The organism is Roseibium sp. MMSF_3544 (genome assembly GCF_030732845.1).
Taxonomy (GTDB): Bacteria; Pseudomonadota; Alphaproteobacteria; order Rhizobiales; family Stappiaceae; genus Roseibium.
The window spans coordinates 92,507-107,950 of the sequence record NZ_JASHKA010000018.1 but is presented as its reverse complement, the minus strand read 5'-3'; the positions used below and the strand labels follow the sequence as shown (position 1 = coordinate 107,950).

The 15,444-nt window shown below is 56.8% G+C and carries 12 protein-coding genes; 9 read left to right on the top strand and 3 right to left on the bottom strand.

Going from position 1 to position 15,444, the window contains the following annotated elements; genetic code table 11:
- Positions 1 to 148: 148 nt before the first annotated feature.
- Entirely contained in the window at positions 149 to 1,195 is a 1,047-nt protein-coding gene (locus RBB47_RS22605; protein WP_305988153.1) for a TAXI family TRAP transporter solute-binding subunit, read from the top strand.
- A gap of 129 nt (positions 1,196 to 1,324) precedes the next feature.
- Positions 1,325 to 2,068 (top strand): cytochrome c biogenesis CcdA family protein, encoded by a 744-nt coding sequence (locus RBB47_RS22600; RefSeq protein ID WP_371932837.1) that lies wholly within the window; start codon positions 1,325 to 1,327, stop codon positions 2,066 to 2,068.
- A gap of 27 nt (positions 2,069 to 2,095) precedes the next feature.
- On the opposite strand, the gene RBB47_RS22595 is transcribed toward RBB47_RS22600, so the two are convergent.
- The gene (locus RBB47_RS22595; protein WP_305988152.1) at positions 2,096 to 3,289 is read right to left on the bottom strand and encodes a hypothetical protein; all 1,194 of its coding nucleotides are present in this window, start codon (positions 3,287 to 3,289) and stop codon (positions 2,096 to 2,098) included.
- 180 nt (positions 3,290 to 3,469) lie between these two features.
- Here RBB47_RS22595 and glmU point away from each other — a divergent pair, with 180 nt between their 5' ends.
- The 4 genes from glmU to RBB47_RS22575 all read left to right on the top strand — a co-directional run bounded on the left by glmU (position 3,470) and on the right by RBB47_RS22575 (position 7,935).
- The gene (gene glmU, locus RBB47_RS22590) at positions 3,470 to 4,825 is read left to right on the top strand and encodes a bifunctional UDP-N-acetylglucosamine diphosphorylase/glucosamine-1-phosphate N-acetyltransferase GlmU (protein WP_305988151.1); all 1,356 of its coding nucleotides are present in this window, start codon (positions 3,470 to 3,472) and stop codon (positions 4,823 to 4,825) included.
- 113 nt (positions 4,826 to 4,938) lie between these two features.
- A complete protein-coding gene (gene glmS, locus RBB47_RS22585; protein WP_305988150.1) occupies positions 4,939 to 6,765 on the top strand; it encodes a glutamine--fructose-6-phosphate transaminase (isomerizing) in 1,827 nt (608 codons plus the stop codon).
- A gap of 65 nt (positions 6,766 to 6,830) precedes the next feature.
- Positions 6,831 to 7,409, top strand: coding sequence for a hypothetical protein (locus RBB47_RS22580; protein WP_305988149.1), 579 nt, complete (start codon positions 6,831 to 6,833; stop codon positions 7,407 to 7,409).
- 88 nt (positions 7,410 to 7,497) lie between these two features.
- Complete coding sequence (locus RBB47_RS22575) at positions 7,498 to 7,935, top strand: GNAT family acetyltransferase (protein WP_305988148.1); 438 nt, start codon at positions 7,498 to 7,500, stop codon at positions 7,933 to 7,935.
- Positions 7,936 to 7,975: 40 nt separating this feature from the next.
- On the opposite strand, the gene RBB47_RS22570 is transcribed toward RBB47_RS22575, so the two are convergent.
- Positions 7,976 to 8,395, bottom strand: coding sequence for a YbaN family protein (locus tag RBB47_RS22570; protein WP_305988147.1), 420 nt, complete (start codon positions 8,393 to 8,395; stop codon positions 7,976 to 7,978).
- 122 nt (positions 8,396 to 8,517) lie between these two features.
- Here RBB47_RS22570 and RBB47_RS22565 point away from each other — a divergent pair, with 122 nt between their 5' ends.
- Positions 8,518 to 9,255 (top strand): DUF502 domain-containing protein, encoded by a 738-nt coding sequence (locus RBB47_RS22565; RefSeq protein WP_305988146.1) that lies wholly within the window; start codon positions 8,518 to 8,520, stop codon positions 9,253 to 9,255.
- On the opposite strand, the gene recG is transcribed toward RBB47_RS22565, so the two are convergent.
- A complete protein-coding gene (gene recG, locus RBB47_RS22560) occupies positions 9,256 to 11,358 on the bottom strand; it encodes an ATP-dependent DNA helicase RecG (protein WP_305988145.1) in 2,103 nt (700 codons plus the stop codon).
- A 249-nt stretch (positions 11,359 to 11,607) separates the two neighbouring features.
- Here recG and RBB47_RS22555 point away from each other — a divergent pair, with 249 nt between their 5' ends.
- Both RBB47_RS22555 and mfd read left to right on the top strand, forming a co-directional pair.
- Positions 11,608 to 11,931 (top strand): succinate dehydrogenase assembly factor 2, encoded by a 324-nt coding sequence (locus RBB47_RS22555; protein ID WP_305988144.1) that lies wholly within the window; start codon positions 11,608 to 11,610, stop codon positions 11,929 to 11,931.
- Between the two features lie 9 nt (positions 11,932 to 11,940).
- The gene (gene mfd, locus RBB47_RS22550; protein ID WP_305988143.1) at positions 11,941 to 15,426 is read left to right on the top strand and encodes a transcription-repair coupling factor; all 3,486 of its coding nucleotides are present in this window, start codon (positions 11,941 to 11,943) and stop codon (positions 15,424 to 15,426) included.
- The last annotated feature ends 18 nt before the right edge of the window (positions 15,427 to 15,444 follow it).

Here is a 15,444-nt window from a genome sequence, read left to right as displayed (position 1 = left end):
GGCGCATCGGCGCCTTTTTTGATTCCTGGACCATGTAGGCTACTTATCAACGTGCGAATGGTGTGGCTAACTGGTCAATCCCCGGCGGCTTTGTTATGCCTTGCGTCAGCTGAATGCCGGTCCAAAGGACCAAAAATAGGTGCCTTCCATGCATTTGATCGATCGGACAAAAGCGCTTTTCGGACGTTTATGGCCAACACCGCGTATGTCTCATAACTGCGCCGGAAAGTCAGCAAAGCTGCTTGCGGTGGCTTGCCTTGTCGTCAGCGCGCCGGCGCTTGCAGAAGACCAGCACTTCATAACGATCGGGACGGCGGGTGTAACGGGCGTTTACTACCCATCCGGTGGAGCAACCTGCAAGATCTTGAACACAGAGCGTGCCGACCACGGTGTGCGGTGTTCGGTTGAATCAACACTCGGATCGATTTCGAACATCGGGCAGATCCGTTCCGGTGAGCTCGATTTTGGTTTTACCCAATCCGATTGGCAGCATCACGCTTATCTTGGCACGTCCGTTTTTGAAGATACGGGGCCGTTTGAAGACCTGAGGTCTGTTTTTTCGCTGCATTCGGAAGTCGCGACCATCGTGGTGAAAGCTGGATCCGACTTTCAGTCTTTCGATGACCTGAAAGGTGCCAGGATCAACACTGGGAGCGAAGGCTCCGGCTCCGCAGCCTCCTGGGATGCACTTGTCGGCAGCCTGGATTGGACGGATGCCGACCGCGCCAACTTTTCCAACAGAAGCAGCTCAGAGCTTGCCGAGGCGCTGTGCTCTGGTGAGATAGATGCCTATTTCGCATTGATTGGCCATCCTGCCGCACTGATTGAGGAAACCCAGGACCAATGCGACGTTCGCCTGATCGGTGTAAAGAATTCGGACGTGACGCGCTTCATCGAAGACGCGCCTTATTACATGGCAACGTCGATCCCTGAGGGCCTTTATGGGCTTTCGGAACCGTTGGACTCTTTCGGTGTTGTCGCAACCGTGGTCACTTCGGTGAAAATGCCAGACGAAATCGTTGCCATTCTGGTTGCCGCCGTTCACGACAATTTCGACAGTTTCAAATCCCTGCACCCGGCGCTCAGCCGTCTGAACCTTGAAGATCTCGTTGCGTCCGACACATCAGCCCCGCTACATCCTGGCGCATTGCAGTATTTCCGTTCAAAAGGTCTATTGCCCGCGGACGCGAACTGACGTGGTGTGTCGCTCTCCAAAAGGTGAGCGGCATTTGTCTTTGTGAAAGGCCATGTTGGGGCTAAATCAATGCACTGAACGCTCACCGGTCTATACCGGACTTAATATTGAAGCAGACCGGAAATACACATGATCCTCGAAGAGACGTCGATACTTATTGCCGTTCTGGCCGGAGTCGTTTCCTTTCTTTCTCCGTGCGTGCTGCCACTCGTGCCGCCTTATCTGGGTTACATGGCCGGTGTTTCGCTTGAGGAATTGGCGGACGACGGGGACGACAACCGCGCGGCTGCCCGACGGGTCTTTCTCACATCACTCGTGTTCGTGCTGGGGTTTTCGACCGTATTCGTCATGCTCGGTGCAACTGCCAGTCTGCTGGGACAGATAATCCGACAATACCTCGATTTTCTTGGCTATATCGCGGGTGCGGTCATCATTATCATGGGACTGCATTTTCTGGGTGTGTTCCGGATCGGTCTGCTCTACCGGGAAGCACGTTTCCAGGTCACACGGAAGCCCGCAGGGCCACTTGGAGCCTACGTGATGGGACTTGCGTTCGGCTTCGGCTGGACACCGTGTATCGGTCCTGTTCTGGCCGGTATCCTGAGCTTCGCGGCAGCAAAGGATACCGTCGGGCAGGGAGTGTTGTTGCTGAGCGCCTATGCTGTTGGGCTGGGGCTTCCATTCCTCATCGCATCCCTGTTTGCCGGCCCTTTCCTCAACTTCATGAAAAGGTTCCGCAAGCACATGGGAACCGTTGAGAAGACGATGGGCGGGATGCTTGTCGTGACTGGCGTCCTGTTTCTGACCGGACAGATGGCCGTGTTTTCCTACTGGCTCCTTGAGACTTTCCCGGCATTTCAGACGATCGGTTGACCGGCGGCAAGGCAAACACGTCGAACGCTAAAACGCCGTGTCCCTGAACCTGGCGGCTGTGACGAGCGGATCTCCAGCGAACAGGGCCGGGCGGCAAAGCTCGGTGACATCGAGGAGATGAAGGCACGCCACGGCCGCATCCGCGGCATTGGCAAACGGCCCGACCAAAAGCGCAATCCCGCCATCAGGGACCTGCCTCTCCATGAGAAGCGGGCGCAGATCGCGCATCCGTTCCTCGTTCTGTTCCTTGAAATCCGCCCAGGCCTTTGCCGCTGCCGCGCGGGACCGGTAGTGTCCGATCACGGCGCCGAAATCGCTGCGCTTGATCTGGCTGTCTTCACCGTTTTGGATTTGTCCGGCAGGTACCGACGGAGTAATGACCGTTGGTGTCAGGGTCGACCGTGTCGGTGTGTCGTCAAAGTCCGGCAGGGATTGTCCGCTGGCGGAGGGGATCGAACCGGTTGTCACTGGTGCACTGTCAGGTTGAGGCAGAGTGACGATCCGGACCGGCCCCTGCTCTTCGATGTCCTGCACAGGCTGTGTGTCCTGCGTAAGTGTCGGCTGAGTGAGTGCGATCTTGCGGGGCGGGTCTTTTTCGGGGGCTTGCCTGGTCTCGACGGCCGCTACAGGAGCCGGTTCCTTTGGGCTTTCCGGAGAGGCGACATCCGCCTTGGGTCGACGAACCATGGTTTCAGGCGCTTGAGTGGTAATGACCACACCTGGCCTGGGCTCCGCAGCAGGTCTTGCCGCCAAATCTTCTACGTCGGTGGGTGTGCTGGCTTCAGACAGTTTTGCCGTGGCCACTTCTTTTTCCAGCGCAGCTATGCGCCGGGAATAGGCAAGATTTTGCTCCGCCAGCGCGGTCAACCTGCGTCGAAGACCAACGACTTCGAGTTGGAGAACTTCAATCTGACTTTTCTCAAGTGGTGCGCCGGAAGCCTGAAGGTTCGGTTGCGCGCCATTGAAAACAGCAACAGGTTGCCGCTGATTGACGGAAGCTGTTGTCTCAACGTCGCTTGCGAGCGGAAGAGCAACACCTGTTGGATCGCGCTGCACGGCATCAGTTGAACCAAGCGAGCTTGTGCCGAATTGGTAGGACGCGACCCCAATCGTGCCCATGAAGATAGCGGCAAGCGCCCAGGACACCAGGCCGACCCGCGGTGGTGTGAACGTGTCGCGGACGATATCCCGACTTGTTTTTTTGGCCTGGGGTTCAAGCAAGGCGTTTTTCCGGATCCTGACCGCGAATCTGAACAACGATACCGCATCTGGCGCTCATTATGGTTAACGAAACCAAAACGGAAATGCTCTGCCGGTCAGATCTTTCAATGTTCTGTGGATCGGGGCATATAAAGTCCCGATCCTTGGATGCACTCTCGCGATTCTCTAGATGGGTTTTTCATGACCGCTCGTACTTGCCTCTCAATTGTCCTGGCTGCAGGCCTCGGAACCCGCATGAAATCGGATCTGCCGAAGGTTTTGCACGAAATCGGAGGTCTGCCTCTCGTCGGACACGTGCTGAAAGCCCTGCAAAACGCGGGCTCTGACCGAATTTCAGTCGTTACCGGACCGGACATGCCGGCACTTGAGTCCCTGGTCTACGATCTTGTCCCGACGGCCAGATGCTATGTTCAGGCAGACAGGCTGGGGACGGCACACGCCGCACTTGCCGCCAGACCGGCACTGGAAATCGAAGCTGATGATGTGCTCGTGATTTTCGGCGACACACCGCTGGTCACTCCGGACACGATCCTGAAGGTTCGGCAACAACTGGAGCAGGGGGCCGATCTGGCCGTCTTGGGTTTTCAGACAGACAATCCCTTCGGCTACGGACGATTGTTGACCGAAAATGGCCGGTTGAATGCGATCCGGGAGGAAAAGGATGCCACGGATGAAGAACGAAACGTGACGTTCTGCAATTCCGGTATCATGGGATTTTCCGGCAAACAGGCCCTGTCTTTGATGGAAGCGATCGGCAACGACAATGCAAAGAGTGAGTTCTACCTGACCGATGCGGTTGAAATCGCGAACCAGCGTGGTCTGAAGGTTGTTGCGGTCGAAGGGTCTGAAGTTGAAACGCAAGGCATCAATACGCGTGTTCAGCTCGCGTCCTGCGAAGAAGACTTTCAAGAGCGCATGCGCATTGCCGCGCTTGAGGATGGCTGCACCTTGCTGGCACCGCACACGGTGTTTTTCTCTCATGACACGGTGCTGGAACCCGGTGTCACGGTTGAGCAGAATGTTGTGTTCGCAAAGGGTGTCAAAGTGTCTTCGGGAGCGACGATCCGCTCATTCAGTCACCTTGAGGGCGCCCAGGTTGGCAAAGGCTGCGTGGTCGGACCCTATGCGCGATTGCGCCCCGGTGCCGTCCTGGGAAGCGATGCCAAGGTCGGCAACTTCGTTGAAGTGAAGAATGCGACGTTCGGAGCTGGCGCAAAGGCGAACCATCTGAGCTATATCGGCGATGCCAGCGTTGGCTCCAAGTCCAATATCGGCGCCGGGACGATCACCTGCAACTACGACGGATATCTCAAGCACAGGACCGAAATCGGCGCGGGCAGTTTCATAGGGTCAAATTCCACTCTGGTTGCGCCGCTTCGGTTGGGGAATGGCGTTTTCATTTCGGCCGGCAGCGTGATTACCGATGACGTGAAAACGGATGCTCTGGCGTTTGGCCGAAGCAGGCAGGTGGTCAAGGAAGGCCGTGCTGCACGCTTGCGGGACAGGTTGCAGGCCGAAAAGAACGCCAAGTCCTAGTCAACATCATAGAAACCTTGTTCTGACACTTTCTGAAACACGTATTGATTTCAGTTTGAAGGGCTGCCTCGTCTAAGCAGGAGGCCTTTCGATGATCAAAGAAGGATATCTTCATGTGTGGAATTGTTGGCATTTTGGGAAAGACTGAAGCCGCTCCACGTATCGTTGATTCTTTGAAGCGGCTCGAGTACCGGGGTTACGATTCCGCCGGTGTCGCGACGCTCGTTGGTTCAGAACTCGTGCGCCGGCGTGCAGAAGGCAAGCTGCGCAATCTGGAAGCTGCGCTCGATCGCGCTCCTCTTGCTGGAACGTCGGGCATCGGACATACGCGGTGGGCGACCCATGGGGCTCCGACCGTTTCCAACGCCCATCCGCATCAGGCCGGACCGGTCGCCATCGTTCACAACGGCATTATCGAGAACTATCTCGAACTCAGGGACGAGGTCGTCTCAGAGGGATCCGTTCTCAGTACCGATACAGACACGGAAGTGGTGGCCCATCTGATCAACCTTGCGCGGGACAAAGGCATGTCGCCTGAAGAGGCCGTCGCTGCCACGTTGCCGCGTCTGAAAGGGGCCTTTGCCCTTGCCATGTTGTTTGCCGGGGAAGACGACCTGATGATCGGCGCCCGCAAGGGCTCGCCGCTTGCCATCGGTCACGGTGAGGGTGAGATGTTCTTCGGCTCCGACGCCATCGCCCTGTCGCCGTTTACGGACCGGATCACTTATCTGGAAGAAGGTGACTGGGCCGTCCTGACGCGTTCTGGCGTGAAAGTCTTCGACCAGGAGAACCGGCCGGTCGAGCGTCCCGAAGCAAGGTCCTCGGTTACGTCCAGTTTGATGGACAAGGGCAACTACAAGCACTTCATGGCGAAGGAAATCCATGAACAGCCCGAAGTGCTTGGCCATACGCTTTCGCGATATTTCGACTATGCCAGCAAGACCGCGAAGGTCGACGGAGCGGACAAGCTCAAGTTTGGTGATCTGTCTCGGCTTATCGTTTCAGCATGCGGCACAGCTTACCTGGCCGGTCTTGTTTCCAAATACTGGTTCGAAAAATACGCCCGCCTGCCGGTCGAAATCGATATTGCCAGCGAATTCCGCTATCGGGAAACGCCCGTCAGTGACAAGGACGCGGCTCTGTTCATCTCTCAATCGGGAGAGACGGCGGACACGCTTGCCTCGCTGCGATACTGCAAGGTGAACGGCGCGGCGATCGGAGCCGTCGTGAATGTGCCGGAAAGCACGATTGCGCGTGAAGCGGACATGGTTTTTCCGACCATTGCAGGGCCTGAGATAGGCGTTGCGTCGACGAAGGCGTTCACATGCCAGCTTGCTGTTCTGGCAGCCCTTGCCCTTCAGGCAGGGCGGGAGCGGGGTGTCCTGTCGCCCGAGCGCGAGCAAGAACTGGTCTCGGAGCTCACGGAGGTTCCAAGCCTGGCGTTGAAAGCCCTTGCAGCGGAAGTTGAGATCGAGAAGCTCTCTCAGCCACTCTCAAAAGCGAACAATGCGCTCTATCTTGGGCGCTCAACCAACTTTCCATTGGCCCTGGAAGGCGCCTTGAAGCTGAAGGAACTCTCCTACATCCATGCGGAAGGCTACGCCGCTGGCGAGTTGAAACACGGCCCGATCGCGCTGATTGATGAGAACATGCCGGTCTTTGTTATCGCCCCTTATGACGCGATCTACGAGAAAACCGTTTCCAACATGCAGGAAGTTGCCGCGCGTGGCGGGCGGATTGTTCTTATTACTGATGCCAAGGGAGCGGAGGAGAGTGGCGGAGCTGCGGAAAACACCCTGATCCTGCCGGACATGTCCGACATCGTGGCTCCGATCATTTACGCGTTGCCGGTTCAACTGATTGCCTATCACACCGCTGTCTTCATGGGGACGGATGTCGATCAGCCGCGCAATCTGGCAAAATCGGTAACTGTCGAATAGGCTTGAGAAAAGCGCCAGGCGCTTAGGCCGGGACAGATCCAGTTTCGCTGTGAGGAGAGGCCAGTATGTCTGCAGCAAAGTGGTATTGCCTGTCAGTTCTGACAGCTTGCCTGTTGTCGGGCACAGCCCTTGCCGAATGCAGGGTTCCAGCATTTGACGCGTTTCAGCACCCCGATTGGGCCGTCGATCAACCGGTTCGCTATGATGACAGCAAATACGGCTTTTCGATTGCCTTTCATGGCAGGCACGCAAAGGGAACTTTCTTCATCTATGATTACGGGGTCAGCAATCCCGAGGCCGCAGATGCCGAAGAGCAACTGAAGCAAGCGGTCCACGAGGTCTATTACATAGCCGAGAAGCTGACGCCGGAAACGGTTCTTTCCGATCCCTATCTGGTTCCGGAAAAGCTCTATGCCGATATCGGTTTTGTCGACAATGCCGTATACCTGACGACATCTTCGAACACAGGCCAGGCGGTGACCGTTGCCAGCATGGGATTGCTGCATGGCTGTTTTCACAAGCTCAGATACACGCATCCCGTCCAATCGCTGGAAACCGTTGACATTTCCGAAGGGCTAAAAGGATTTATCGTTCTCATTCAGGAAATGAACGATACCATGACGCACACAAACTACCTCAAGTGATTGAAACAGTTTCAAGAACGTAGAATTTCAAGGACTTTCTGCCTTAATTTTGAGCGTCTATGGACACAAGCAACAAGACCGTTACGACATGTCAGAACTCGAAAAATCGGAAATTGCCGAATTTGATGAAAAACACAGGCAGGATGTGATTTCCCTTTGGGAAAAATGCGGTCTTGTCCGGCCCTGGAACAATCCTGACAAGGATATCGACCGCAAACTGACGGACCGAAACGGAGCCTTCTTTGTTCTCTTAGCCGGGCAAAGGATCATCGGCTCCGTGATGGCGAGCTATGATGGTCATCGCGGGTCCATCTATTACCTGGCGATCGATCCCGAGTTTCAAGCGCAAGGGCTCGGCAAGCGGCTCATGAACCACTGCGAGGCATTCCTTCTCAAGCTTGAATGCCCGAAGATCAACCTGTTCGTGCGGAGCGGAAACGAAGCTGTGCTGCAGTTCTATCATGAGCTCGGCTATTCAGAGGATGCCGCTATTCCATTGGGCAAGCGTCTGATTCCTGACGATTGAAATTGCGTTCCGTTCTCGTCGGCCTCAGAACGGACCGTCCTTAAAGGTGGTCAGGACAGTCTTCTTCCGCTTGCTGCCTTGGGCCGGACGGGCGGGAAAGAACGTAGGTTGCGCAGCCAACCAGGAAAAGACCGACAACGATAGAGAGCCAGAGCGCCGGTGATGATGTCCAGTAAAACATGGCAAATCCGAATGCCATACCGGCAACTGCGATGATTTTCGCCTTGGGCGGTATGGCGCCATGCTCGCGCCAGGCGATCACGGGTGGACCAAAGACCGGGTGATTGAGGATACGTGCTTCGAGGGCCGGAGAGGACCGCGCAAAGCAGGCTGCCGCCATGATGAAAAAGATTGTGCTCGGCAGAAGCGGTAAAAAAGCGCCGACGATTCCGAGGCCTACACATCCCGTTCCCAGAAGTTTGAATGTGATTCGCCGCAATACTGCCTCCGCAATCGGCATTTTTGCGGTATATCGCTAAAAAATTAATCAAGCGAAGGATACCGCGCTGCGATAAAGATGCTTATCTAGTGCGTGTCAGTTGGAAAGACGAGCACACAAAAGGACTTTGGTTGGGTTCACCCATGAGCCGGAATAAACATAAATCAGAAGACACGCACAAGATAGGCCATCGGCCCGGCGCGGCAACTCGCCTGCGAAACTACTTTCTGACCGGTCTCGTGATCACCGGTCCAATCGGAATTACCCTTTGGCTGACCTGGACCTTCATCAAGTGGGTCGATGGCTGGGTAAAGCCGTTTGTGCCAAAGGTCTACAATCCTGAGACCTATCTGCCGTTCTCGGTTCCGGGTTTCGGTCTGATCGTCGCGATCTTCGTTCTGACCATTGTCGGGTTTCTGGCAGCGAATTTCCTGGGACGAAGCCTGATATCATTCGGCGAGGGTGTCGTCGGACGAATGCCGCTTGTTCGTAATATTTACAGTGGCTTAAAGCAGATTTTTGAGACGGTACTTGATGAACGTGGCAACAGTTTTTCAAAGGCTGCGCTTGTCGAATATCCCCGCAAGGGCCTTTGGGCAATCGTTTTCATCTCGACGGAAACCAAAGGTGAGGTGGCAAAACGCCTGAAGGACCGGGCACAAACAGTTTCCGTTTTCCTGCCCACGACGCCGAACCCCACGTCCGGTTTCCTGCTTTTCGTGCCCAAGGAAGATGTAATCGAATTGTCGATGGGCGTTGAGGACGCGGCGAAGCTGGTGATTTCGGCTGGCCTCGTCAGTCCGGATCTGCCGGAGATCCTGGAAGACTTTATCGCCGAGCCGGAAAAGCTGGAAAAGATCCGGAACAGGGAACGGGCCTGATCATCCAGCCCGAAGCAACCTGATCGCGGCGTCTCTGCCAAAGAGATAGAGCAGGCAGCGCAGCGCTTCGCCTCGTTTGGATTGAAGGTCCGGGTCGGTTTCAAGGATCAGCCGTGCGTCGTCCCTGGCGACTTCCATCAGGTCGGCGTGTTCGTCGGCACGGGCCACCCGGAAACCAGGCGTGCCGGACTGACGTGTGCCGAGGATTTCACCACCACCACGCAGCTTCAGATCTTCTTCGGCTATCAAAAACCCGTCATTGGTTTCGCGCATGATGTTGAGACGAGCGCCAGCCGTCTCACCCAGCGGTCCCTTGTAGAGGAGAACACAGGACGAAGGCTTGTCACCGCGGCCGACGCGGCCTCGGAGTTGGTGGAGCTGCGCGAGCCCAAAACGTTCCGCGTGTTCGATGACGATAATGGTCGCGTCGGGAACGTCGACGCCGACTTCAATGACCGTGGTTGCGACAAGCACCCTGGTTTCGCCGGTCTTGAAGGCCGTCATGGCAGCGTCCTTTTCGTCTGCGTTCATACGGCCGTGAACGAGGGAGACACGCTGACGAAGCGCATGTTCCAGAACCCTGTGCCGATCTTCAACGGCGGCCAGGTCAATCTTTTCCGATTCTTCAACCAGCGGGCAGACCCAATAGACTTTCTGCCCTTCGGCGGTGGCGGCACCGACCCTGGAAATGATCTCATCGAGACGGTCGAGCGACACGGAAACGGTCTTGATCGGTTTCCGGCCGGCCGGTTTGTCGGTCAGCCGCGAAACATCCATGTCGCCGAAGCAGGTCAGCACAAGTGTGCGCGGGATCGGTGTTGCCGTCATGACCAGGACATCTACGCCCTGACCCTTGCCGGAAAGAGCCAGGCGCTGGTGAACGCCGAAGCGATGCTGTTCGTCGACGACAACCATGCCAAGGTTCTTGAAGGACACGGATCCTTGAAAGAGTGCATGCGTTCCGACCACAAGATCGATGTCGCCGGCATCCAGTTTCTCCTGAAGAAGCCGCCGTTCCTTCTGGCTGTCTTTCCCGGTCATCAAGGCAAGCCGGATGCCGGTCTTTTGGCAAAGCGGTTCCATTGACGCAAAATGCTGGCGCGCCAGGATTTCTGTCGGCGCCATCAAACCGCCCTGGGCACCGGTCTCGATCACTTGCGCCAAGGCAGCGAGTGCAACCACCGTCTTGCCGGAACCGACGTCGCCCTGCAGAAGGCGGAGCATTCTCGTTGGTTCGGCAAGATCGTCATTGATCTCACCGATCGCCGTTTTCTGGCTGCCGGTGAGTTCAAAGGGAAGGGCGGAGATCACGGCCTTTTGCAGCGCCCCGTCTGGTTTGCGGGAGATACCGCCGAGCGTCCGCATATTCGCTCTAACCATTGCGAGCGCGAGCTGGCTTGCCAGCAGTTCGTCATAGGCCAGGCGCCTCACGTAAGGTGATTGCGGTTCGATATCCTGACGTTCTTTCGGCTGGTGCAGCGTCATAAGCGCGTCGTGAAAGTCAGGCCAACCGGTTTTGTCGAGATAGGCTTCATTCAACCATTCCGGAAGGCGCGGAACCCGGTCAAGGGCTGCCCGCATGGCCTTTTGCAGCGTCTTGGAGGCAAGGCCGGCGGTCAGGGGATAGACCGGTTCGATTGTCGGCATTTCTGCCGCTTCTTCCGGTTTCAGGGAATAATCCGGATGCACCATTTGCGGACGGTCGTTGAACCATTCCACCTTGCCCGAAACAATGCGTCTTTCACCTTCAGGGAACGTCTTTTCCAACCAGTCCCTGCGCGGGTGAAAGAAGACGAAACTGATCTGCCCGGTGTCGTCATGGGCGGAAATCTTGTACGGCGCTTTTGAGTGCCTTGGGGGCGCCTGATGCCTGCCAATCGTCACATCCAGGGTGACGATGTCACCATTTTCCGAATAGGCGATGCCCGGTCTGTGACGCCGGTCGATCAGGCTGTGCGGGACGTGAAACAGAAGGTCGGTTACGGTACCTTCCCGGTCCGGCTGACCGCCGATCAGTCCCGAAACCAGTTTGGCAATTTTGGGTCCGATGCCGGGAAGCGTTGAGACAGGCGCAAAAAGAGGATCAAGTACCGGCGGGCGCATCTTTTTTTGAGAACCTCACCTTGTGAGCCGTTCGTTTCAGGACATGTGATATCCGTTTTGCCATGAAGCGAACGGCCAGTGCAACAATCGGAACATTATGTGAACAAATATGTGAGGCTAATTGCGAGAAAGCGCTGACATTCTTGTCTTGCGGGGTTATATAACCGTCACGATTTCAAGCCGACCGGCAGTTCTTGTCGAGACAGCCAGTTTCCAAGTTCCGCCGGCACACTCCCAGATAGGCCACCCATGTCCAACCCGACCGGCAGCATAAGCGAACCAACCCAGGAAGAGCGAGACCCGCGGCGCAAGAAAATCCTCTTCCGGTGCTGGCACCGGGGCATGAAGGAAATGGACTTGCTGCTCGGCGGCTTTGCCAATGCCGAGATCGACAGGCTGTCCGACGAGGAACTTCTGGAACTTGAGCATTTGCTGACGGCCAACGACCAGGATCTGTATGCCTGGATGACCGGTCGAAAGCCGCTGCCGCCGGAATGGGACGGTCCACTCTATCGCCGGATCATTGCGTATCACGAGGCTGCCGGTCCCGCCGGTTTTGTAAAAGAAAAATAGGAACTTGCTGTGTTCGACAGCCTGCTGAAAGACCAGGTCAACGTCACGCTGGCTGGTGTGCCGGACGGTGCGGAAAGTTATGCATTGGCAAGATTGCTTGCCGAAAGCCAGACCGACGGCCTAGCGCTTGTTTTCGTTGCGCGCGATGCCATGCGAATGGCCATGGTCAGCGAAGCACTCGCGTTCTTTGATCCGAGCGTTGATATTTTGCAGCTTCCAGCCTGGGATTGCCTGCCATACGACAGGGTTTCGCCAAACTCTGCCATAAGTGCACGCCGGCTTCTTGCTCTGGGCCAGCTTGCGCGCGGCGTTCCGTCGGGCAAAAAGACTGTCCTTCTGACGACCCTCAATGCCGCCGTTCAGCGCATGCCGGAGCGCAATTTCATGGCGGAGCAAACCTTCTCCATGGCGCCTGGCAACCAGGTCGACATGGCAGCCATTTCAAACTGGCTGGAGATGAACGGTTTCTCGCGTACGCCGACGGTCCGGGAAACAGGCGAGTATGCTGTCCGCGGTGGTATCGTCGATCTCTATGCACCCGGTTCGGAAGAACCCGTGCGTCTCGATTTCTTCGGCGATACGCTGGAATCTATCCGCTCCTTCAACGCGGAAACCCAACGAACCTCAAAGCAGCTCAAGCGGCTTGACCTCGTCCCGATGAGCGAGGTTGTTCTTTCTGAAGCGGCGATTTCGAGATTTCGCCGGTCCTATATGGCGAATTTTGGCGCTGCCAGCCGTGAAGATGTGCTCTACCAGTCCATCAGCGACGGTCGGCGCTATGCAGGTATGGAACATTGGCTGCCGCTGTTCCACGAACGTCTGGAAACGCTTTTCGACTATATCGGTGACGCTCCCATCGTACTCGATACGAACGCTGCTGACGCCATAAGAGAGCGCCTCGATCAGGTGGCCGAGCACTACAAGGCCCGCCAGGAAGCCAGGGAAATGGGGTCCGGCTCCGGTACGGTTCCCTATATGCCGATCGAGCCGCAGAGCCTTTATTCTTCCGAAAGTGAATGGCAAACCGCCATTGCGGACCGGGCGAGCGCGGCTCTCGATCCATTTACGCCGCCGCCCGGGTCCGGAAAAACCGTCATTGAGCTCAATGGCCGGCAAGGGCGCAGTTTTGCTGCCGAGCGTGCTGCGGGTGACGTCAATATTTTCGACGCCCTGACAGCGCATGTGCGGGATGTTCAGGGGCAGGGAAAACGCACGGTCATTGCCTGTTGGTCAGACGGCTCTCGCGATCGATTGGGTCAAATCCTGAGCGATCACGGTCTTGGATCCGTTCAGGACGTTAACACCCTGGTGGAAGTTGAAAAACTTCCGGCAAAGACCTCCGCGCTCTGTGTGCTCGGGATCGAGCACGGCTTCGAACTCAAAGACGTCGTCTTCATCGGCGAACAGGACATCCTCGGCGACCGGTTAGTGCGTAAGTCCCGGCGCAAGGCGAAAGGCGCGAATGTCATTACCGAGGCGACGGGTCTGTCGGAAGGGGACCTCGTTGTTCATGTCGAGCACGGAATTGGCCGCTTTGTCGGACTGAAGACGATTGAGGCTGTCGGGGCGCCGCATGATTGCCTGGAACTGCAATATGCCGGCGGCGACAAGCTTTACCTGCCCGTTGAGAACATCGAGCTTCTCTCGCGCTACGGCTCGGAAGATCAGGAAGCCCATCTCGACAAACTCGGGGGCGGGGCCTGGCAGGCCCGGAAGGCGAAACTCAAGAAGCGCATTCTCGAAATCGCTGATGGTCTTATCAAGACCGCGGCAGCGCGGGCGCTCAAGACTGCACCGGTGGTTGAGACACCGGAAGGGGTCTACGACGAGTTTGCGACCCGTTTCCCATATGAGGAAACAGACGATCAGCTGACTGCCATCGATTCAGTATTTGAGGATCTGTCCTCCGGTAGGCCGATGGATCGGCTGATTTGCGGTGACGTTGGATTTGGCAAGACAGAAGTTGCGTTACGTGCTGCGTTTATCGCCGCAATGTCGGGCCGGCAGGTCGCCGTTGTCGTGCCGACAACGCTTCTTGCGCGCCAGCATTACAAGACGTTTCAGGAACGCTTTCACGGCCTTCCGATCAATGTAGCTCACGCCTCCAGGCTCGTGCCAGCAAAACAACTCACGCAGACCAAGAAGGGTCTCGCCGACGGATCGGTCGATATCGTGATCGGCACGCATGCGCTGCTTGGAAAGTCGATCCAGTTCCGGGATCTCGGGTTGTTGATCATCGACGAGGAACAGCATTTCGGCGTCAAACACAAGGAGCGGCTAAAGGAGCTGAAATCCGACGTACATGTCATGACCCTGTCGGCAACACCCATCCCTCGGACCTTGCAACTTGCCCTGACAGGCGTTCGGGAATTGTCGCTGATCGCAACGCCGCCGGTCGATCGTCTCGCAGTTAGAACATTTGTGTCGCCGTTCGATCCGCTGGTGGTGCGTGAAGCACTCCTGCGTGAGCATTACCGGGGTGGCCAAAGCTTTTACGTCTGTCCGCGACTGGCCGATATTGCCGACAGGCTTGCGTTCCTGGAAGAGCAGGTGCCGGAGCTTAAGGTTGCTGTTGCCCACGGCCAGATGCCCCCCGGCGAGCTGGAAGACGTCATGAATGCCTTTTACGAAGGCAAGTACAACGTCCTTCTGTCGACCACGATTGTTGAATCGGGTCTGGATATCCCGACCGCAAACACGCTGATCGTTCACCGGGCGGATATGTTCGGCCTGGCGCAGCTTTACCAGTTGCGCGGCCGCGTTGGCCGCTCGAAGACGCGGGCTTACGCCTTGTTCACAGTGCCGGCAAACAAGACCCTGACCCCGACAGCGGAACGCCGGTTGAAGGTGCTGCAATCACTCGAGACGCTTGGAGCAGGTTTCCAGCTCGCCAGCCATGATCTCGATATTCGCGGGGCAGGGAACCTTTTGGGGGAAGAGCAATCCGGCCACATCAAGGAAGTCGGTTTCGAGCTCTATCAGCAGATGCTGGAAGAAGCGGTGGCCCAGCTCAAGGATGGTGGAGCTGATTTCGGCGAGGAACAGTGGTCGCCACAGATCAATATCGGCACACCGGTGCTGATTCCCGAAGACTATGTCGCCGACCTGCAATTGCGGCTGCAGCTTTACAAGCGTCTGGGCGATGTCACGGAAGCTGAAGAAATCGATGCCTTCGGAGCAGAACTGATCGACCGTTTCGGTCCTTTGCCCGACGAGGTGCAGCATCTCCTCAAGATCGTCTATATCAAGGGGCTTTGCCGCAAGGCGAATGTGGAGAAGGTTGATGCAGGACCGAAGGGCATGGTCGTCAGCTTCCGCAACAGTGAATTCGCGAACCCGGCTGCACTCGTCTCCTATATCGCCGAGCAGGGCGTACTGGCCAAGATCCGGCCGGACCAGCGCGTGGTGCTGACCCGCGACTGGGACAAGACCGATGCACGGCTGAAGGGCACCGCGACCATCCTGACGAAACTGGCAAAGCTGGCGGCGGCCTAAGGATTAGGATGCAGGGCC